The sequence below is a fragment of the Thalassospira sp. Z349TD_5 genome (assembly GCF_056173045.1).
In genome coordinates this window covers 1592407-1613624 of sequence record NZ_CM149654.1, presented here as the reverse complement: position 1 = coordinate 1613624, position 21218 = coordinate 1592407, and the positions used below count along the sequence as shown (strand labels likewise).

Annotated in this window: 18 protein-coding genes and 3 pseudogenes; 10 read left to right on the top strand and 11 right to left on the bottom strand. The window is 51.5% G+C overall.

Going from position 1 to position 21218, the window contains the following annotated elements; genetic code table 11:
• Positions 1–72 precede the first annotated feature (72 nt).
• Entirely contained in the window at positions 73–834 is a 762-nt protein-coding gene (locus AC0VXT_RS07225; RefSeq protein WP_475548095.1) for a DsbA family protein, read from the top strand.
• A 127-nt stretch (positions 835–961) separates the two neighbouring features.
• Here AC0VXT_RS07225 and thiS read toward each other — a convergent pair whose 3' ends face one another.
• Positions 962–1960 (bottom strand): sulfur carrier protein ThiS, encoded by a 999-nt coding sequence (thiS, locus tag AC0VXT_RS07220; RefSeq protein ID WP_475548094.1) that lies wholly within the window; start codon positions 1958–1960, stop codon positions 962–964.
• Positions 1961–1974: 14 nt separating this feature from the next.
• Complete coding sequence (locus tag AC0VXT_RS07215; RefSeq protein WP_475548093.1) at positions 1975–2760, bottom strand: hypothetical protein; 786 nt, start codon at positions 2758–2760, stop codon at positions 1975–1977.
• Positions 2761–2997: 237 nt separating this feature from the next.
• Between AC0VXT_RS07215 and AC0VXT_RS07210 the strand changes: the two are divergent.
• The 5 genes and pseudogenes from AC0VXT_RS07210 (at position 2998) to AC0VXT_RS07190 (ending at position 6597) form a co-directional block, all read left to right on the top strand.
• Positions 2998–3339: pseudogene (locus AC0VXT_RS07210) on the top strand (type II 3-dehydroquinate dehydratase).
• A 28-nt stretch (positions 3340–3367) separates the two neighbouring features.
• The gene (locus AC0VXT_RS07205) at positions 3368–3811 is read left to right on the top strand and encodes an acetyl-CoA carboxylase biotin carboxyl carrier protein (protein ID WP_475548092.1); all 444 of its coding nucleotides are present in this window, start codon (positions 3368–3370) and stop codon (positions 3809–3811) included.
• 17 nt (positions 3812–3828) lie between these two features.
• Positions 3829–5169 carry an acetyl-CoA carboxylase biotin carboxylase subunit gene (gene accC / locus AC0VXT_RS07200; RefSeq protein WP_022733479.1) on the top strand — a complete coding sequence of 447 codons (1341 nt, stop codon included), beginning with the start codon at positions 3829–3831 and terminating at the stop codon, positions 5167–5169.
• 255 nt (positions 5170–5424) lie between these two features.
• Positions 5425–6072, top strand: coding sequence for a leucyl/phenylalanyl-tRNA--protein transferase (gene aat, locus AC0VXT_RS07195; protein WP_101303675.1), 648 nt, complete (start codon positions 5425–5427; stop codon positions 6070–6072).
• A gap of 42 nt (positions 6073–6114) precedes the next feature.
• Positions 6115–6597, top strand: coding sequence for an N-acetyltransferase family protein (locus AC0VXT_RS07190; protein WP_475548091.1), 483 nt, complete (start codon positions 6115–6117; stop codon positions 6595–6597).
• A 158-nt stretch (positions 6598–6755) separates the two neighbouring features.
• Here AC0VXT_RS07190 and AC0VXT_RS07185 read toward each other — a convergent pair whose 3' ends face one another.
• Together AC0VXT_RS07185 and serA are read right to left on the bottom strand one after the other, a co-directional pair.
• Positions 6756–7730 (bottom strand): ElyC/SanA/YdcF family protein, encoded by a 975-nt coding sequence (locus AC0VXT_RS07185; RefSeq protein ID WP_475548090.1) that lies wholly within the window; start codon positions 7728–7730, stop codon positions 6756–6758.
• A gap of 227 nt (positions 7731–7957) precedes the next feature.
• Complete coding sequence (serA, locus tag AC0VXT_RS07180) at positions 7958–9199, bottom strand: phosphoglycerate dehydrogenase (protein ID WP_475548089.1); 1242 nt, start codon at positions 9197–9199, stop codon at positions 7958–7960.
• 227 nt (positions 9200–9426) lie between these two features.
• Here serA and AC0VXT_RS07175 point away from each other — a divergent pair, with 227 nt between their 5' ends.
• Entirely contained in the window at positions 9427–10581 is a 1155-nt protein-coding gene (locus AC0VXT_RS07175; RefSeq protein WP_475548088.1) for a GNAT family N-acetyltransferase, read from the top strand.
• A 104-nt stretch (positions 10582–10685) separates the two neighbouring features.
• Positions 10686–12154, top strand: a pseudogene (locus AC0VXT_RS07170) (IS1182 family transposase).
• A gap of 46 nt (positions 12155–12200) precedes the next feature.
• Here AC0VXT_RS07170 and AC0VXT_RS07165 read toward each other — a convergent pair.
• The 6 genes and pseudogenes from AC0VXT_RS07165 to AC0VXT_RS07140 all read right to left on the bottom strand — a co-directional run bounded on the left by AC0VXT_RS07165 (position 12201) and on the right by AC0VXT_RS07140 (position 19439).
• The gene (locus AC0VXT_RS07165) at positions 12201–13883 is read right to left on the bottom strand and encodes a methyl-accepting chemotaxis protein (protein ID WP_475548087.1); all 1683 of its coding nucleotides are present in this window, start codon (positions 13881–13883) and stop codon (positions 12201–12203) included.
• An 11-nt stretch (positions 13884–13894) separates the two neighbouring features.
• Positions 13895–14512, bottom strand: coding sequence for a hypothetical protein (locus tag AC0VXT_RS07160; RefSeq protein ID WP_475548086.1), 618 nt, complete (start codon positions 14510–14512; stop codon positions 13895–13897).
• 531 nt (positions 14513–15043) lie between these two features.
• Complete coding sequence (locus AC0VXT_RS07155; RefSeq protein WP_475548085.1) at positions 15044–15583, bottom strand: hypothetical protein; 540 nt, start codon at positions 15581–15583, stop codon at positions 15044–15046.
• Between the two features lie 103 nt (positions 15584–15686).
• A pseudogene (clpA, locus tag AC0VXT_RS07150) lies at positions 15687–18004 on the bottom strand (ATP-dependent Clp protease ATP-binding subunit ClpA).
• 3 nt (positions 18005–18007) lie between these two features.
• Positions 18008–18334, bottom strand: coding sequence for an ATP-dependent Clp protease adapter ClpS (gene clpS / locus AC0VXT_RS07145; protein ID WP_022730317.1), 327 nt, complete (start codon positions 18332–18334; stop codon positions 18008–18010).
• A 280-nt stretch (positions 18335–18614) separates the two neighbouring features.
• Positions 18615–19439: a phasin family protein gene (locus tag AC0VXT_RS07140; protein WP_475548084.1), complete on the bottom strand. Its 825-nt coding sequence runs from the start codon at positions 19437–19439 to the stop codon at positions 18615–18617.
• Between AC0VXT_RS07140 and AC0VXT_RS07135 the strand changes: the two genes are divergently transcribed.
• Together AC0VXT_RS07135 and AC0VXT_RS07130 are read left to right on the top strand one after the other, a co-directional pair.
• Complete coding sequence (locus AC0VXT_RS07135) at positions 19426–19734, top strand: hypothetical protein (RefSeq protein ID WP_475548083.1); 309 nt, start codon at positions 19426–19428, stop codon at positions 19732–19734. The genes AC0VXT_RS07140 and AC0VXT_RS07135 overlap by 14 nt on opposite strands.
• Positions 19735–19737: 3 nt before the next feature.
• The gene (locus tag AC0VXT_RS07130) at positions 19738–20070 is read left to right on the top strand and encodes a hypothetical protein (RefSeq protein ID WP_475548082.1); all 333 of its coding nucleotides are present in this window, start codon (positions 19738–19740) and stop codon (positions 20068–20070) included.
• A 226-nt stretch (positions 20071–20296) separates the two neighbouring features.
• Here AC0VXT_RS07130 and AC0VXT_RS07125 read toward each other — a convergent pair whose 3' ends face one another.
• Positions 20297–21046, bottom strand: coding sequence for a hypothetical protein (locus tag AC0VXT_RS07125; protein WP_475548081.1), 750 nt, complete (start codon positions 21044–21046; stop codon positions 20297–20299).
• Between the last annotated feature and the right edge of the window lie 172 nt (positions 21047–21218).

Sequence of the window (21218 nt, the reverse complement as noted above, 5' to 3'; positions counted from 1 at the left end):
TCGATCCCGTATCACAGAGCAATGACATTTTCCGTCGGGTAAAATACTACCCAATGACAATAAGGACGTCCTATGAATTCTCAGATCGTTAAACGCCTTCTTGGTGGTGCTGGTATTGCCGCAGCCATGCTGTTTGCTGTTCCGGCTGCACAGGCAGATGACCAATTCAGCCCGGCGCAGAAAACCGAAATCGACGCGATGATCGAGGAATATCTGATTAAGAATCCGGATGTTCTTTTGCGTGCGATCCAGAATGTTCAGAGTTGGCAGGCTGCTGAACAGTCCCGTCAGCAATCCGAAGCCATCATCCCGGTCTGGGATGCATTGGTCGCGGATGCTTCGGTTCCATCCATTGGCCCCGCCGATGCGCCCGTCACCGTGATTGAGTTTTTTGATTACCATTGCGGCTATTGCAAACGTGCGCTTGATGGCGTGATGGAGATTGTCGAAAATTCCGATGGTAAGGTCCGGACCATTTTCGTCGAACTCCCCATCCTACGCGAAGAAAGTGCAACCGCCGCACGTGCCGCCTTGGCTGCGGCCAAGCAAGGCAAATACATGGAAGTCCATCAGGCCTTCATGACCAATCGTGGTTTACTTGACGAAGACCGCATCAATGATCTGGCGGCTGCTGCCGGTGTTGATGTTGATCAGATGCGCGCAGATATGCAATCGCCGGAAATCAATGGCATGCTGGCGCAATATTCCGCCATGGCACAGACTGTCGGGATCAGTGGAACCCCGGCCTTTATCATCAATGGCACCATGGTCTCGGGTGCGGATATGGAACGGGTCAACGCGCTGGTACAGGCGGGTCTTGAAAAGGCATCTTGATCGCGGATTAGACGCTGACTGACTACATTTGCAGTCAAGCCGTTTCGTATACCCAACAAACAACAAAAGGCCGTTTCGTTCATGAAACGGCCTTTTGTTTGCACGGATTACCGTCGAGCAAGCGTACTCAGATGATCCCGGCCAATGGCGATGACGGATCAGCATATTGTTTCTTTGGCATCCGTCCAGCCAGGAACGATTCACGTCCGGCAATGATCGCATGCTTCATCGCACGCGCCATACGAATTGGGTCCTTGGCACCAGCAATGGCTGTATTCATCAAAACCCCGTCACAGCCAAGCTCCATCGCAAAGGCCGCATCCGACGCCGTCCCGACCCCGGCATCAACCAGAACCGGAACATTGGCGTTTTGCTTGATCAGGGCGATGTTCACCGGATTAAGAATGCCCATACCCGACCCGATCAAGGAGCCAAGCGGCATAATCGCACAGCATCCCATGTCTTCGAGCATCTTGGCCTGAATAGGATCGTCGCTGCAATATACCATGACATCGAAGCCATCCTTGATCAGCGCTTCGGCCGCCTTGAGTGTTTCGGGCATGTTCGGATAAAGCGTTGCCTGATCGCCCAGAACTTCAAGCTTCACCAGATTCCACCCCCCCGCTTCGCGCGCGAGACGCAAGGTCCGCACGGCATCATCAGCGGTAAAGCAGCCTGCGGTATTGGGCAAATACGTGTACTTCTTGGGATCAACGTAGTCAACCAGCATCGGCTGGTTCGGGTCGGTCAGATTGACGCGGCGTACAGCGACCGTGACAATTTCGGCACCCGATTGCTCAATCGCGATACGGGTTTCATCGAAATCCTTGTATTTCCCGGTGCCAACCAGCAAACGCGACGAGAACTTTTTACCCGCGACAACAAACCCGGCGTCATCGGCTGCTGCCAAATCAGCTTCCTGCGAGCCGCCGCCAATGAAATGAACGATTTCGAATTTATCGCCATCAATCAGCGGGGTATCGCCATAAGCTGTCTTGGGTACGATTTCCAGATTGCGTTCGACAGCAACCTTGGTCGAGGGGATCCCTAACGATTCAAGTAAGGTCAAAACATTGGAAACATTGGCTTCCGGGACGAAAGTCTCACCGTTTAATTCGATATTCATTCTTGTCCAACGCTTTAAAATTCTACGATTGGTGCATTCGGGTATATGTAGTTGAAATAGTCATAGACGTCCATGACCTCATCCCCCCGAATACGATGAATTGTGAAGGTCTTCTCAATATCGAATTTGCTTCGACTCAAAAGGAAAACGTCACGATCTCGGTAATATACACCTTTGTAAAAATCGTTTTTCCCTACAGTCGTCTTGAGCACGCGATCTGTCAGGCATCCACTTTCGTCACAAGTTCTAAAATCGCTGGGAACCGTCAACTTCATCAGATCACTAAGAGACGCCGTCGCACCGTCTGATCGTAGATATTTCACATTGAAGTCTACATCATGAACCTCAAGGCGCCCCGTCTCAGGGTTGGATGCTTCAATCACAACATGACTATTTTGATTGGGATTCGCCCCTGTATCATTATAAAGATAAACGGTGTCTGCCGATATACCGTCAGCGGCGAGAAGACTTTTCATTGCCTTTACACGCCATCCACACGCAAGATCAGGTCGTTCAGCATCTGATGCAGATATGGCCGTCTTATAAAGGTGCTCCAAGACATACGGCAGATCTTCCGCGTGGGCTTTGTACCAGTCACTTTCCATGTCGTGATCGGTATTGCGGAAAACAAAGACGCGTGCTGCATCTACATAAGGAACATCCAGCTCTTTGGCTAACGCCTGCACCAGTGGACGCGAGAGCTCTGCAAACTTCTCCGTCTCACCCGCATCATACCAATCCTTTACGGTCAAAGCTCCATAGGTAACAAACCCAATAGCCACAAACGTGCATGCCGCCAACAAGACTTTCCACTTTGATGGTAATAAACGCCTCATAAACCTGTCTCACGTTAATAAGTTATATTCACAACAATAATATACTATCTGAAGAAAGGTTGCATTTAGTTCTAACGTTGCCTGTCAACGTGAAAGTGTTATAAAAGCTGCACAAAATGTTGGGCATGTGGGAACGAATGACGAAACCCGTCTACATTCAAAATGAGCCGAATTTGAACCTGTCAGGGTACATCCGCGAGGATTCCTTGGGCGCGGGAACACTCAATCGATCAGGAAGACTGTTACAATGACAGCACATCCCGTGTCGTTCGTGTTATCAGCCGTTCAAGCTCCCCTAAAGGCGGTTCGGTTGACTGGAATGAGCACGCCCAACAAGAAGATTCTGGTATTCTTATCGATGCTGGGGCATATACGCACATATCGGTTGCGATCTTTGAGGTCCATCTGTCCAATTTTTAAAAGCGGAATGCCTTCAGACATCATTCTTACGTCTCGAAAGCTGCAAACGGCATGATCTACGGGTTTGGCTCCCAGAGCTATATACACGTTATATCCACGCCCTGGATGCCATGCGCGGATTGATCCACTCACCATCATAAAAGATATCGAAATGAGCAAGTTCAACATCGACAATGACGCCATTCGCCAGCTCGCCGAGCTGCTTGACGACACCAAGCTGACCGAAATTGAAGTTGCCGCTGGTGACAACCGCATTCGCGTTGCCCGTCAGGGCACCATGGTTGCCGCCGCACCGGCAGCAGCCCCGGTTGCAGCAAGCGCACCTGCTGCAATTGCAGCACCGGCCGATGCAGGCGCCCATCCGGGTGCTGTCAAATCACCAATGGTCGGTGTGGTCTACTTTGCACCGGAACCGGGTGCAGCACCTTTCATTTCGGTCGGTTCGTCCGTTACCGAAGGTCAGACTCTTATGCTGATCGAAGCAATGAAAACATTCAACCCGATCCGTGCGCCGAAATCCGGCAAGGTGTCCCAGATTCTGGCCACCGACGGCCATCCGGTCGAATATGACGAACCGCTGATCATTATTGAATAAGCCGGGGCAATAACCGCATGTTCGACAAAATCCTGATTGCCAACCGTGGTGAAATCGCGCTGCGTATTCAGCGCGCCTGCCGCGAAATGGGCATCAAAACTGTCGCGGTGCATTCGACCGCCGATGCAGACGCAATGCATGTCCGCTTGGCCGACGAATCGGTCTGTATCGGACCGCCCGCATCCAAAGACAGCTATCTTAACGTTCCTGCCATCCTGTCGGCCGCCGAAATCACCGGGGCAAACGCCATCCATCCGGGATATGGTTTCCTGTCGGAAAGTGCCGACTTCGCATCGATGGTTGAAGAACACGGCTTTACCTTTATCGGTCCGACGCCAGAACACATCCGCACGATGGGTGACAAGATCACCGCAAAACAGACTGTGGAAAAGCTTGGTATTCCGGTTGTTCCGGGGTCCGACGGCGAAATCACGACGGTCGAAGAGGCGCGTAAATGTGCCAATGAAATCGGCTATCCGGTGCTGATCAAGGCATCTGGTGGTGGTGGTGGCCGCGGCATGAAAGTCGTAGAGCGCGACGAAGACCTTGTTGATGCCTTTTCCATGACCCGTAAGGAAGCATTGCAGAACTTTGGCAATGCAGCCGTTTACATCGAAAAGTATCTCGGCAAGCCGCGCCACATCGAACTGCAGGTGATTGGCGACACGCATGGCAATGCCGTGCATCTGTTCGAACGTGACTGTTCGTTGCAGCGTCGCCATCAGAAGGTTCTGGAAGAAGCACCTTCACCGACCTTAACGCCCGAAGAGCGCCAGCGTATCGGCACCACGGTCGCCAATGCCATGATCGGCATGGGCTATCGCAATGCCGGCACGATCGAGTTCCTCTATGAAAATGGCGAGTTCTATTTCATTGAAATGAACACCCGTCTTCAGGTCGAACATCCGGTCACGGAAATGATTTCCGGCGTTGACCTTGTCCGCGAACAGATCCGCGTCGCAGCGGGTCTTGAGCTGTCGTTCAAGCAGGAAGACCTTGAAATCCACGGCCATGCGATTGAATGCCGCATCAATGCCGAGGACCCGGAAACTTTCGTTCCGTCACCGGGCAAGATCAAGGAATACCATGCACCGGGTGGTTTGGGCGTGCGTGTCGATAGCGGAATTTACACCGGCTATTCGATCCCGCCCTATTATGACAGCATGATTGCAAAACTGATCGTGCATGGTCGTGACCGCGAAGAATGCATGATGCGCCTGCGCCGTGCGCTGGCGGAATATGCGATTGGCGGGATTAAAACCACCATTCCGCTGCATCAAAAGCTTCTTGCCAACCCGGACATCCAAAAAGGGGATTACGACATCCACTGGCTGGAAAAGTTCATGGGCATGAAATAAGCAATCAATCGATTGCCACGAAAAGCGGGGACCTTTCAGGTTCCCGTTTTTTTATGATCTGCCGTCATTCGCCAGATAAATCATGCAACTTTCATTTGTCTTGCCAACGATTGGCATCAAATATTTAATCAAAGGCGCCTAAGATGAAAAAAACATCATAACCAAACGCCTTGAACAGTCTTGTCAGGGCGAACGACCGCCACATATGTACAGTGTCGTCAGATAGACAGGACGGAAACCATTATCACTGCCATCATGTCAAACCAACTGACACCTGATCTATTGATCCGGGCATATTCTGTCGGACTTTTCCCGATGGCCGAAAGCCATGACGATCCAACCCTTTATTGGATTGATCCGGAATGGCGCGGTATATTGCCCCTTGATGGATTTCACGTGCCGCGCTCCTTGCGAAAGGCCGTGCGCAAGGGTGATTTCAAAATCCATGTTGATCGGGCTTTCCCGGATGTGATTCGCGCCTGTGCAGAACCAACTGACGACCGTGATGACACATGGATCAATGACAATATTCTCGATGCCTATTGTGCGCTTCACAAAATGGGTTGTGCACATTCCATCGAAGCCTGGAAAGACGGCCAGCTTGTCGGCGGCCTTTACGGGGTCAGTCTTGGCAAAGCCTTCTTTGGCGAAAGCATGTTTTCACGTGCGACCAACGCATCAAAAATCGCCTTGGTCCATCTTGTCGCGTTAATGCGCCAAGGCGGCTACAGCCTGCTGGATACTCAGTTCGTCAATGATCACTTAAAACAGTTTGGCGTTCTCGAAATACCACGTGAGCGGTATCGCAATGAACTCGCACAGGCGCTTGCCGGGCGGGCGAACCTTCCGTTTGAGGTCGAACCGGAATTTCTTGAACTCACACTGTCGGGCGGCGATAAATAGAAACACATTATCGTGTCTCACAGTTTAGAAGTTTGCCATCCCATGCACATCCGAGAAGCCGCCCCACGTGACAAGGATGCCATCCTTGCCATTGTCGAACCGATCCTGCGCGCGGGTGATACCTATGCGATTGATCCCAACCTGACACGCGACCAGATCGCCGATTACTGGCTGGGCGCCGACAAGACCACACTGGTCGCAGAGCAAGACGGTCAAATTCTTGGCACCTATTACATCCGGACCAATCAGGCCGGTGGTGGCGCACATGTCTGTAATTGCGGCTATATGGTTGCCCCAAACGCCAGCGGGCAAGGCCTTGCACGCAAGATGTGTGAAGACTCGCTTGTTCGGGCCAAGGGCCTTGGCTATCGCGCGATGCAGTTCAATTTCGTCATCGCCAGCAACGCCGCCGCCATTCACCTGTGGCCAAAACTCGGCTTTGAAGTTGTCGGCCGCCTGCCCGATGCCTTCATGCATCCAACACTGGGTCAAACAGACGCACTGGTGATGTATCGTAAACTTTGATCTTTTTGCTGCGTCACCAAACATAAACTGACGCCCGCCGGGCGTCCGTTTATTGATTTACCGGGAATTTTAAATTGTTTGATTATTGCTGCAAGCCCGGAAACGCCCAAATGCCCGATACGCGCAGCATATCGCGAAAAACGACAAGCTTTTCGCTGTCACTGACCTTCGATGCTGTCAAAATCAAGTGCAATCAGCGGATGAACCGGTGCATCAAGACCATATTGATCAAACGCGTCCTGAATTACTGTTTTGGCACGGCGCATGTGACTGGCACTGGTGACCAGAATGACGTCATCGGTTGTGTGCCGATTCAAAAGGTTTGCGATATTAAGCATATTTCCGACGGTGTCTTTTGATTTGTCCTCGACCATGATCCGGTCACGATCAACGCCCTGCTCAACCAGCCAGCGCATCATCATATCGCCTTCGGTTACGCCGGATTTCGGCTGACCGCCGGTGACCATCACACGGGCGGTCGGATTTGCTTTGGCCGCTTTCAGACCGATTTCAAGACGCTGCATCAAAGGGTCACGCATTGTACCGTCTTCGGCAAGCGCATAGCCCAGAATGACGATGGTCGATTTTTCACCCAGAACCGGTACATCCTGATTGGGGGCTTCGGCCATATTAGCATCGGCGCGCAGGAAGCGTTTGCGGTAAGCATCTGCATTGTCGCGGTCAATCCCAGCCATCGCATCCATATAGTTGCAATACTGATCATCATCGCCACGGATATGCGCCAGTGCTGCCAGCCACGTATAAGCATCAAAGGCATGCGGATCGACACGGGTAATGCCGATATAGGTCTCCGCCGCCTCGTCGAGCTTCTTTTGCAAAATACGGGCTGATGCAATCGCATAACGCAGATCAATCCGTTCGGGTGCCAGTTTGGACGCCTCGGCAAAGGCCTGTTCGACAACATCATATCGCCCATGCAAGGTGATGCCCTTGAACACCTCGGCCTCGGCTTTTTTAATGTCGCCACCCGACCAGTAATAATGCATTCCCGTATCAACCAGTTCACGGATACGGGCACCTTCCGTGGCATCGGCCGCCATTGCCGGGGCAAAGGCAGCCCCCGCCAACATCAGCGATACACCAAAACCAGCTGCCATTCTTTTTATTGTCATTTTTATTCTCATACTGTGAAGCCAACCAAACGCAGCAGGACAATCCAAGCATGAAAAATACCTTTTGAATACCACAATGTTACATATTTATGACAATTCTAGGTTTTTCGAGGGATTGGTATTTATTGGTATTTCTTTAAAGATACCAATTATCTCTGGACTATAGAAAAAGGGCGGGTCCCTTCTGGCACCCGCCCTTTTAAATTCAATGCATCACTCTACCTTGATCAGAACAGGAAGCGCACCCGCAATGTACCTTCGATTGCAGCCAGTTCCTTGCGCACGCCAAGGCCCGGTTTGATTTCCTCGTCGACTTCGACGACGACATACCCAACCCCCCCTTCGGAGCGCAAGTACTGGCCACTGATGTTCATGCCGCGCGTTGAAAACACGTCGTTGATTTTCGACAGAACACCCGGAACGTTGCGATGAATGTGCATGAAACGGGTATGAGTGCGGTCCTTGACCGGAAGGGAGACTTCCGGGAAGTTTACAGCCCCCAATGTCGAACCATTATCGGAATATGTGATCAGCTTATCCGCAACTTCAAAGCCGATATTTTCCTGTGCTTCCTGCGTCGAACCACCGATATGCGGGGTCAGGATCACGTTGTTCATACCGCGCAGCGGACTTTCGAACTGTTCATCCTTACCTGCCGGTTCAACCGGGAACACGTCAAGCGCCGCACCGGCCAGATGACCACTTTCAAGGGCAGCAGCCATATCTTCGATCACAATAACATTGCCGCGTGCCGCATTGATCAGATGTGCTCCAAGCTTCATTTTGCCGATCTCAACTGCCGTGATCATGTTTTTGGTCTGATCATTGGCCGGAACATGCAGTGACACCACATCCGATTGCGCCAGCAATTCATCCATCGATGTGCACGTGGTTGCATTGCCCATGGCAAGCTTGTTGATCACATCATAGTAAATGACGTTCATGCCAAGCAATTCTGCCAGAACTGACAGCTGCGAACCGATATGACCGTAACCAATAATGCCAAGCGTCTTGCCGCGTGCCTCATAGGACCCTTTGGCATTTTTCAGCCAGCCCCCCGCATGGGCAGCAGCATTACGCTGCGGAATACCGCGCATCAACATGATGATCTGGCCCAGAACCAATTCAGCCACCGAACGGGTGTTTGAATAAGGCGCGTTAAAGACCGGAATACCACGCATGGCAGCCGCCTTCAGATCGACCTGATTGGTGCCAATACAGAAACAACCGATTGAGGTCAGCTTGCCTGCTGCGTCGATAACTTCTTCGGTCAGTTTGGTGCGAGAACGGATGCCCAGAAAATGCGCTTCGGAGACAACGGATTTCAATTCATCCGCGTCGAGCGCAGCAGGGTAATGGTCAACATTAGAGTAGCCGGCCTGTTTGAACATCTTTACAGCGTTTTCATGGATACCTTCGAGCAGGACGATCTTGATCTTGTCCTTCTCCAACGAAAGTTTGCTGTTCACGGCGCACCATCCTTTTCTTAAGCGAGGGCGACACGGGAAAATCCCGAGCCGTCAGTGATCGTCACAGGACAATCATGGCCCAATGGAATAGGACTTTGAGACATCTGCGTCAAAGGCTTTCCCTTGCGTAACTACGCAATGCGCCTATCTTCTGAACGCATATACCGGCTACTGCGTATAAAACTGGCCACCCGTTGCGATCAGAATACAAGTCAGGGGACTGCAACTTGCCCGCCGAAATCAAGACCATCACCGATATCCATGAAATCGGGCAAGCCCAATGGGACAAATGCGCTGGTTCTGACAATCCCTTTGTCAGCTTTGCATTTTTATCGGCCATGGAAGACAGTGCCTCAACCTGCGCTAAAAATGGCTGGCAACCCTTTCACCTTTTACTTAAAAACGAAGATGCTCTGGTGATCGGAATCGTTCCGCTCTATGTCAAGGCACACTCCTATGGGGAGTATGTTTTTGATTGGGCTTGGGCCGAGGCCTATGAACGTGCCGGCGGTCAATATTACCCCAAACTGCAATCAGCCGTCCCCTTCTCACCGGTCCCCGGCCCCAGGTTGCTTGTGGCAAACGATCATCCCGACCCCGACAGTGTGCAGCGCATGCTGATTGAAGGCCTTTCGATGCTGCCCGAAAAGCTGGGCATGGCGACCTTGCATGTCACCTTTTGCAGTGATGACGAAAGCAAACAGATGCGCGACGCCGGGTTCCTGACACGCACCGGTTTGCAATATCACTGGCATAATCGCGGTTATCAGACCTTTGACGATTTCTTAGGCGCGCTAAATTCGCGCAAACGCAAAAACCTGCGCAAGGAACGCAAACAGGTTCTTGAAGCGGGATATACGTTCAAGGCCCTGCGTGGCGATGACCTAAAGCCCGAACATTGGGACAGATTTTACCATTTTTATCGCGATACATCGGACCGAAAATGGGGGCAGGCATATCTGACCCGGCAGTTCTTTGAATTGCTGCATGAACGGTTGCGCGACAGAACGGTTTTGGTGGTGGCATTCCATGACGACGAAATGGTCGCCGGCGCGCTGAACCTGATCGGGACCGAAACCCTTTATGGGCGCAACTGGGGCACAATGGACCGCGCCCCGCTTTTACATTTTGAAACCTGTTATTATCAGGCAATTGATATCGCGATTGAACACGGCCTGAAAACGGTCGAAGCAGGTGCTCAGGGCGAACATAAAATCCAACGTGGCTATGAACCGGTCATCACCCACTCCGCCCACCTGATCGCCGATCCTGGCCTGCGCCGTGCGGTCGCGCAATTCCTAGCTCAGGAAAAAGATCACATCGCACAGGATCAAGAATTCATTAAATCCGAACACAGCCCGTACCGGCAAGATCAAGGGTAATTCGACCACCAAAAGTCGGTCATAAAAAAAGCGCGGAATGAAATCCGCGCCCAGATTGCTGACAAAGTCCTCGCCATTGGCGGGGACTTTTGATTCAATAGGGTATGCTTAAGAAGAAGACATCCCATCAGGAAGAACTTGAGATGGTGACCTTGTCATCTCTGGTGCCATCGGATCATCTGCTGCGCAAGATCGACGCGGTGATCGATTTCAGTTTCATTCATGACCGAGTTGCGCATTTGTATTGCGCCGATAACGGGCGTCCGGCACTTGATCCGGTGTTGTTATTCAAGATGCTGTTTGTCGGCTATCTGTTTGGCATTCGCTCGGAACGCCAGTTGATGCGCGAGATCGAGGTCAATGTAGCCTATCGCTGGTTCCTGCAGCTTCGCCTGACCGACAAGGTGCCCGATGCCAGCACGATCAGCCAGAACCGTCGCCGTCGGTTCAATGACAGCGATATCTGTCAGGAGATTCTCGACGAGATTGTCGAACAGGGGATCCGGGCGGGGCTTGTCGATGGCACCGTCCTCTATAGCGACAGTACCCATCTCAAGGCCAATGCCAACAAGAACCGTTTCGACCGTCAGGTGGTCGAGAAGTCACGTGCCGACTACCTTGCCGCCCTTGATGCTGATATTGCCCGGGACCGAGCCGGTCACGGCAAGAAGAGAAGGACCGTCAGCCTGTTACCAAAGAGACGAAGGTCAGCCGCACCGATCCCGACAGCGGCTATATGGTGCGCGATGGCAAGCCCAAGGGCTTTTTCTATCTCGATCACCGAACTGTGGACAGCGCCCATGCCCTGATCACGGATATCCATGTCACGCCGGGCAATGTCCATGACAGTATTCCCTATCTGACGCGCCTGGACAGGCAGCGCGCCCGGTTCGGCTTCGATGTACGGGCAGTCGGCCTGGATGCGGGATATGCCACAGCAGGGATCGCCAGAGGATTGGAAGACAGGGAGATTGAGGGGGTGATCGGCTATCGCCGTCCGACCCATCGCAAGGGCTATCTGCGCAAGCGAGACTTTGAATATCTGCCCGGGATCGATGGTTATCAATGCCCGCAAGGAGAAATCCTCAAATACAGCACCACCAACAGAACCGGATATCGGGAATACAAAAGCAGCCCGAAGGTCTGCAAAACCTGTCCGTTGCGTGATGCCTGCACGCAAAGCCGCAATCACACCAAGGTCGTCACACGCCATATCTGGCAGAAGAGTTTTGAGAAGATCAACGCCAACCGGCTCAGCCCGTGGGGCAAGCGGATATATGAGCGCCGCAAGGAAACGGTAGAGCGCAGTTTTGCAGATGCCAAGCAACTGCATGGCCACCGTTACGCACGCCTGCGCGGCCTGCGCAAGGTACGCGAGCAGTGCCTTTTGGCGGCAACCGCCCAGAACATCAAGAAGATCGCCCTGATACTGACGCGCAACGGGGCTTTTTGTGACGTTGTTTTGTTGGCTGTCGCGCATAAATCCGGCGCTATCCTGCGGCCACCAAAAAAACATCTCTCGCCCCTAAAACAAAACCCCGCCTCAAAAAGGCGGGGTTCGTCAACAGTCTGAGCGCGGAATGAAATCCGCGCCTTTTCCTATGCATTGATGTTTGGGACTAAACGGTCCGAACGTCGTCAAGGAAACCGGTTACATGGCTTCGCAACTCGTCGTTGGCGGCCGCCAATCGACCGACACTGTCAAGCTGACCGTTGGATAGGTCCCCGCTTTCCGTTGTGGCATCTGCAACGTTCTTAACGGCATCAGTGATTGCGTTATTGCCATTGGCCGCCCCCTCGACACTGCGTGAGATTTCCTCTGTTGCAGCCCCTTGTTCTTCGACAGCACTGGCAACCACCGACATCAGTTCATCAATTTTGTGAATGGTATCAGCAAATCCACGCACGGCTTCGGACGCGGCACCAGTTTCACTTTGCATTTCAGAAATTTTTGCTGTGATTTGCTCTGTGGCCTTAACGGTTTGTGATGCGAGGTTTTTAACCTCACCGGCAACAACAGCAAATCCTTTGCCGGCTTCACCGGCACGGGCAGATTCAATGGTCGCATTCAGTGCCAGCAGGTTGGTTTGGTCAGCAATATCGCTAATCAGGTTAACCACCTCACCCACACTTTGCGCGGCATCGTTGAGCTTCGCGACGCGTTCGTTGGTGCGTTCGGTTTCATCAACGGCCATCTGCGTGATTTCAGTAACACGCGCAATTTGCGCCGAAATCTCGGAGATGGAGGCCGAAAGTTGTGCGGTTGCAGATGCAACCGTCTCAAGATTGGTTGAGGATTCCTCAGCCTGTTCCGACACATTCTGCGCATCATGATTGGCCCGCACCGCATGGGACGACAAGGTCTCGGACGCAGAGCGCACTTCATCCAGTGCTTTATTCACGGACGTCAGGACGTCTTGGATTTTCTCGTCAAAGCCAGCAGCCAAAACACCCATGCGCTTGCTGCGCTCGACCTGACGTTCGGCTTCGACTTTTTCCTGCTCGGCCATACGCGCCCGTTCGCGGGCATTTTCACGGAAGACTTCGAGAGATTTGGCCATCGCCCCGACTTCATCAGCCCGTTTCATGTCCAGAATTTCGATGTCAAGATTACCGGACGCCAAACTGCCCATGGCGTCTGTCATTTTGCGGATTGGCGTTGCAATCATGCGAGACAATGTCCCGCCGAACAGACCAGCCATCGCGATCAACAAAATGACCCCGACGCCCAATGTGATCTGGAAAATATTCATCGCCTGTGCGACCTGTGCTTCAACGTCGAGGACGAGTTGATCAATGTTCTTTGCCAACTCATCAGCAAGCAAGCTGACCTCGTCTGCCAAAGCACGGGGCTCACCGGATGCCTCAATTGCGCGCGCATGGTTGACGGTTAAATAGTGATGCATCAGCTTGGCCTGCTCGGCAGCGATTTCTTCCCACCGATCAATTGCCCCATCCATCTGTTCTATCAAGTTGGCGATTTCAGGGTTTATGGTTCCATATCCTTTGAGAACATCTGTTCGGATATCAATTTCCTGAAGCAATTCCTCGTACCCTTCCAAACCTTCTCGATCGCCAGTGGTCAGAAAGTAAATAAGCTCCTGACGTGCTTGAAGGTATGAGCGGTCAAGGCCGCGATAATCGCGTTCGAACTCAGACAAGTAATCACGCTGTTCGTTTGCGCCCTCGACCTTCATGGTCGCAAATATGCCCGCAGCAGCAACCATTAGAATAACTGCAATCATCACGGCAAAACAGGTTGTCAGTTTTGCTGGAATCGAAAGATCCTTGAAAAAATTCATCACACTTCTCCCTACTGGCTACTGCGACGTGCAAGTTCGTTCAGATTGACTTCGATGGTCACAGCCCCGATTGGTTTACGCTCTTCGTTGCTCATGGTCATGCTGAGCTGCGAGCGCCACGTGTCAAAGTCTTCATTATATTCCGCCTCATCAATAAAGACGGCGTCAGGTCCATTCGGGAATGTGTTCTGAAACTTCGCTTCGTCACCCTGCCAGAAATCTGAGGTGATGGAGCTTTGCCCCACATTCAGGCCGACAGCGTCCATGACAAAAATTTCAGCAAGCAAGCCGCCCGACCTTGCCTGGACCTGTGTCAGATAGCCAGAGAGCGGATTGGTAACGATTGCAGCGACGAGAGGCTGATCTTCGGCTTCACGCTCTTCACGCCATTGCTTGTCGGCAGTATCGATCTTTTCCTGCGTCAAATCTTTTCGTAGGCGGTTCTGAGAGTTGATCGATAAAGAGACAACCGGGTTGGCAAGCCATTCACGCGCGTCCTGAATAAACTTGTCCGTAATAAGTTCCGATGGATCGCCGGGGAGTTCCGATTTGGCAAAGGAAACTTGCGGCAAACACAGGAACCCTGCGGCAATAATTCCCGAACAAAACACATTTTTTAGAGACTGCATCGACCCCACTCCTACACCAAAATCGCCATCGCATGAAAGACACTAACTCAAAGTATAGGTATTTATACTAAAGAAATTATTTTCATACAACTTTTTTGCGAAAAGGCAGAACAGAGAAAACGTAAAAGACAGCATTACACATGTCTTGGTTGTTGTTTGGATCATCACAAAACAACAAAAAATTAGTGTTCATTAAGATTAGGCAAGAAAAAAGCGGCGGATTAAACCGCCGCTGAGTTTGGTTGGGACACGAGCAAACTGCAGAAGATTACGTTGTTCCAGGCGCGAAACGCGCCCCTGCAAAGAACAACTGTCCGACATCACCTAAGCATGACGCGTGCCAACTTTTACCAAACGCAGAAAATCGCCTATTTAAGCAATTCAGAGACAACACTTCGCCCCCTCATCATGCAGATCAAACAATATTCTCCCATTTTGCAAATCTCATCTTCGCAAATTGCGAATATCATTATTTGCATTTTGCAATGTTATGTCTGTGAAAACTGATATCACCAGAGGACAATCTTCCCGCTACTTCTTCCGTTTTTTCTTTCTATCGCCGAAATTGAGCAAAGCTGGCGCGTGCTCAATAATTTCTTCGAGGATTTCCTTGGCCGTATCGAGATCATCACGCGCAGAATCATCAAGCTGACTGATATAACGCGGATCAGAAATCATGCGCTCTGCCTCATAAAGCGTTCGAAGTTCGCTTTGAAACATTTCGCGCGCCCCAAGAGGCAACACAGTCTTTGCACTCATAACAAAGAAGAATTTCAGACTGGTTTTAATCACAATGCGCAACATCACGACTTGAAGCTTATGAAACTGCTCTTCTAACTCTTCTTTTTTGGGATGCTTTTCAAGCTTGGCAAACCGCTCCGAGATCACCAGTGACAGCGCCTTAAAGTTATCAACCTCTTCGCGAAACGGGCGATACCCCGTAACATCAGATTTACTTGCCTGACGTTCAAGCTCGTCAGCCAATGCAACCAGTATGCGTGCACGATGCTCAAGCCAAGACAGGAACTCTTCGACCTGATCTCGATATTTTCTTTGAGTAGATTGGTTCATTTTATTTTGGCGTCTTTATAAATTGGTACCCGGGCTCGTATCCCAGGCACCAACGTAACCTGCCATTCATTAACAACAAGCACAAAAAGACTTATTCAGCTTATCAATCAGCTAACTCAGGATCTTTTTCCTGAAGCTTACCACCCGGCGCACCATCCGGATACTTAAAGACAACAGCGTCATCTTCTATATCGACCAACACAGCACCACCTTTTGAAAGCTTGCCAAACAGAAGCTCCTCAGCCAGCGGCTTCTTGACATGCTCTTGAATGACCCGGCCAAGAGGGCGCGCACCAAAGGCAATGTCATAGCCGCGTTCTGCCAGCCATGTTCGGGCTGCTTCGGTAAGCTCAATGGAAACATTCCGGTCTTCAAGCTGAACTTCAAGCTGCAGAATGAATTTATCGACCACCATTTTGACGACATCGGCTTTCAGATTGGCGAATGGAATGACCGCATCAAGACGGTTGCGGAATTCCGGACTAAAGGTGCGCTTGATTGCCTCTTCATCCTCACCAATACGCATTTCGCGCTTAAACCCGATCGGTGGCTTGGCCATATCGGATGCGCCAGCATTGGTTGTCATGACCAGAACGACATTCCGGAAATCAACGGTTTTGCCGTTATTATCGGTTAGCTTCCCGTGGTCCATCACCTGCAACAGGATATTGAACAAATCAGGATGGGCTTTTTCGATTTCATCAAGAAGCACAACGGCATGCGGATGCTGATCAACAGAATCGGTCAACAAACCACCCTGATCAAAGCCGACATAGCCCGGAGGCGCACCGATCAAACGTGAAACGCTGTGGCGTTCCATATATTCTGACATGTCAAAGCGAATGAACTCAATCCCCATGACATTGGCAAGTTGCTTGGTGACCTCGGTCTTACCAACACCGGTTGGACCAGAGAACAGGTAACTGCCAATCGGCTTTTCGGGTTCACGCAAGCCAGCACGGGCCAGCTTAATCGCACTGGCAACCGATTCAATTGCACCGTCCTGACCAAACACCACGGTTTTAAGGTCACGTTCAAGATTGGCAAGCGCCTTGCGATCATCGGTCGAAACCGATTTTGGCGGGATGCGGGCGATCTTGGCGACAATTTCTTCAACGTCACGTTTGCTGACGGTTTTTTGCGCTTGCTCGGCGCAACCAGCATCCGCGACGCACCAACCTCGTCAATCACATCAATCGCACTGTCGGGACGCTTACGGTCATTGATATAGCGCGACGCCAGCTCCACCGCAGAGCGAATGGCTTCGTTGGTGTATTTGACCTTGTGATGCTCCTCATAATAGGGCTTGAGGCCCTTGAGGATTTTGATTGTGTCTTCCGGGGATGGTTCTTCGACATCAATTTTCTGGAACCGGCGCACAAGCGCCCGGTCCTTTTCAAAATGACCCCGGAATTCCTTATAGGTCGTTGACCCGATGCATCGCAGCGTCCCGCTTGCCAAAGCAGGCTTAAGCAGATTGGACGCATCCATCGCTCCGCCCGACGTTGCACCGGCACCTATCACGGTATGAATTTCATCAATAAACAGTACGGCACCGTCGTAATCTTCGAGCTCTTTGACAACGGCCTTAAGGCGTTCTTCAAAATCACCGCGATAACGCGTTCCGGCGAGAAGTGCGCCCATATCAAGCGAGAAAATCGTCGCATCGGCCAGAACTTCGGGCACGTCACCATCATTGATCCGGCGCGCCAAGCCCTCTGCGATGGCAGTTTTGCCAACGCCGGGATCGCCGACATAAAGCGGATTGTTTTTCGTACGACGGCACAGCACCTGAATGGTACGCTCGATCTCGCTTTGGCGACCGATCAGCGGATCAATTTTCCCGTTTTGCGCTTTGACATTCAAGTTCACGCAATAGGCCTTGAGCGCTTCGCCCTCGGCTGGTCCGGTTTCATCGCCTTCTGGCGACAGGCCGGATACGGCTTCTTCGTCAGCACCACGCGGGATGCGACGCTCATTGAGCTCAGACGCCTTGGCGATGCCGTGCGAAATGTAATTGACCGCATCAAGTCGCGTCATATCCTGAAGCTGCAGGTAGTAAACAGCATGCGATTCACGTTCGGAAAACAGCGCGACAAGTACATTTGCGCCGGTGACTTCTTCGCGCCCCGAAGATTGAACATGAATGGCTGCACGCTGAATAACACGCTGGAACCCGGCTGTGGGTTTCGGATCGACAAGACGCGCACTGATCAGACCGGAAAGTTCACTGTCGGCGAACTCCAAAAGGTCGGCGCGCAGGCGATCAACATCAACCCGGCAGGCTTTTAAAACGGCAAGTGCATCCTGATCCTCGGTCAAGGACAGAAGAAGATGTTCGAGCGTTGCATACTCGTGCCGACGCTCAGACGCATAGGCGAGCGCACGATGCAGGCTTTCCTCAAGATTGCGCGATAGCATACGTCACTCCTTCTCTAAGGTGCACTGCAATGGATGCTGGTTCTGACGCGCCAGATCCATGACCTGATTGACCTTGGTTTCCGCAATTTCGTAGGTGAAAACACCACAGACCCCGACACCCTTTTGGTGGACCTGAAGCATGATTGCGGTAGCTTCTTCCCGACCCTTCTCGAAAAACCGTTCCAGCACGTGAACAACAAACTCCATCGGAGTATAATCGTCGTTTAACAACAGTACCTTGTACAACGACGGCTTTTTCGTTTTAGGCCGCGTTTTGGTAACGATCCCTGTATTCGGCAGATCAGTGCCGTCATTATCCTGTTCAGTCATCGTCTAATTACCGGAACCCTTATTTCCTGCATGAACTCCATGATAGGTCATTGCCTGTCTCTTTCAAAGGCCGCAGCACATTTTGTGGCGACTAATTTATTGTCTATCCAGAATTCATGTAAGCCGTGAATGTTCCGCTGCAAGATCAAGGAACAAACTTCCTTATTTTATATTGGATAATACGGCGCAAAACGGCCAAAAGATCTTATTCTTGGCAAATAAAAAGGCGGGCACAGCCAACTGCCATGCCCGCCTTTTCCGGCGAATAGAAAGATCTAGATTATTTCATGCCAGCATTTGCAGCCTTGTTCATTGCCGAAAAACTATCCGAAAGTGCTGAAAACATCATTTCCTGAACTTTCTCACCCTCGGCCAAACCACTTTCAACGCAACGGTTGAGAATACGCGAATTGACCTCTTGAATATCTGACAGACTTTCAGCTTTTGAAAGTGCCTCAATATCAGCCTGCGATGCATCCATCTCGCGCTGAGCCCAGGAAACCAGCTCAGTCCCAACACCACCACTTTTTTCCATCAGCGCGGCTGATGCGTGCCAGATTTCTTCAAGGTTTTTCTGCTGCGTTTCCACCAGCTCTTCGTACTGGGCAACAACCCGTGACCCGGCACCGGAAAAAACATCAGACTGACCGGTCATTGTTTCAAACATTCTTGAAAAGGCCTCATTTGCGGCCGAAAGACTGTCTTCAAAGGCGTCATTGCTGGCCGTGAAAATCGCATCGACTTCAGGGGTTTTCCACATATCGAAAAACTTTTCCATCGCATTGGTATCCATAAACATCGCACCCATGCCAAAAACATCGCTTGGTGCATCTTCGGGGGCCTTTTTTGCCGCGGGCTTGGGCGAGGATGCCGTTGCAGGTGCCTGCGATTCTTTTTGGGGCACTAACTTTGGTGGTGAGCTTGGTGTTACCGTTTTCTGTGTCGTTGACGCTTTAGATGAGGAGGCTTGGGCCTTCGCGGACGCAGCCGTTTTCTTGGGCGCGGTTACCTTGGCATCGGCCGGCTTGGCCGCCGCCGCAGATTTGGTTGTCTGAGTCACGGTACTGACCTTTTCTGCTTTGGGGGACGGTTTGGATGCAGCCATTTTTTTTGACACCGGCTTTTTAGCCGCAGCACTTCGTGCCGCACCAGACTTCGCGGCCGGTTTTGCCGCAGATTTAACTGGCTTGCTCTGCTTTGAAGCGGGAGATGATGTTGCAGGTGCCTTGGCGCGGGTAGCGGTCGTTAACGCCCCAGCGGGGCTGGCTTTAACCTCAGCACCGGTGCTTGCATCAACCTTTACCACCGACGCAGAGTCGGGCGTATTCGCAACCGGTATTTGGTCTGCTTTCTCAGAAGATGACGCCGAACTAATCGGTTTCACATCCTCCGCAGAGTGAGCCTTGTCCTTTGGCGGCGAAGCAGCGGGTTTTGCAGAATTTTTCTCCACCGACGAGATGTCATCGGATTTCTTTGCAGCCGCTTCGATCTCAGACGAGGTCATGACCACACGTTTGGTCACAACATCGTCCTTATTCCCGGACGTCTGCGTACTTGGCGTCAACGCACTTTTTTTCGCGGCGACAGATGTTTTCTGTGGTTTTCCAGAAGCCTTCGGTTTGGAAACAGCCATTGCACCAACCTCCTGCTTATTGGGCTTTACGGCCCAATGTTATGCCGCATTGCAACATAACCCTAGATGGAACAACCCTCCAACGTCAAGAACAGTTTGGTGACAGTTGCACGAAAGGTCTTTGTGAAAACGGCCCTAACCAAGTCACCTTGAAACGCCAAGTACCGCGAAGTTTTGTAAAACAGTTTCTGTTTGCAAACCCTTAGCGCCGTACCCCGAGCCTGATGCAACAACAAAAGGCGCGCCAAAACATGACGCGCCTTTAAAAATATTGTGTCCCGACATCAGGACTTGATCAAAATCTGCGGAATTTTGACGTCAAACTTTGTTCATCGCAACGTGTTGCCTCGCACAGTGCGATAAAAATTCCGGGAGTCGGCATCTCGGTCATTCTTGCTGTAAAACGGGTCAGGCAATTTGGGGGCGTCCGCCGCTGGTGGCTGTGGCAACGCGCGCTCAATACCTGAAAGGTTGGCGAGGACCGTGGGGAACCGCAGCGCATTCAGGTTATCTTTTGCCGATGCCCAAGCCGCCAATGTGATCTGCTTGGACGAACACCCGATTGCAACCCAATAGTAATCATCGGAATGAAGGCGCAACCCATCGCGCTCCTGATAGCCAAAACCATCTGACTGAAGCGCATCGGTTAACCGTACATACGACTCCCGATCCAGTCTGTCTGTCGCTTCATCGCCGCCAAACGCACCAAGCGGAGCATTCACATCCACGTTGATCTGACTAACTTCTGCCGGACCAAACACGCGCGACACCATGTTAAATTGATCAAAACCAACTTGCGGCTGGATTTCAAAGCTGCGGACTTCTTTATAATAATCCGCGTTGTAAACAAGCCTGATGCGGCCTTCTGCCTCACCGGCAGAACATGCAACGCGCAGATCATCGGCATTAAGGTATGAGAACCAGGATGCCTTGCGTGTCAGAGGGTTTGAGATATCGCTCCCTTGTGTAAAAGCACAGCCAGCCATCAAGGATGTGGCCAAGGTCACACCGGCGATACGGCTGAAAACTGCGGGGCTAAAAGCTATCTTACTGACAAATGGGAGAATTATTTTACGCATTCGATCCTCGATTTTTTCCCGTTCTGCGGATATAACTTGAGACTGATGTGAAAATAAGGCCAATGCAAGGCCACATATGGAATGTCACGCAATCCTAACTCGTTAAACGTTTGTTTAAGCCTACGGTGCGAGACTGTTCGTATTTAGATCTTGGGGATTACCGAAAGCCGAG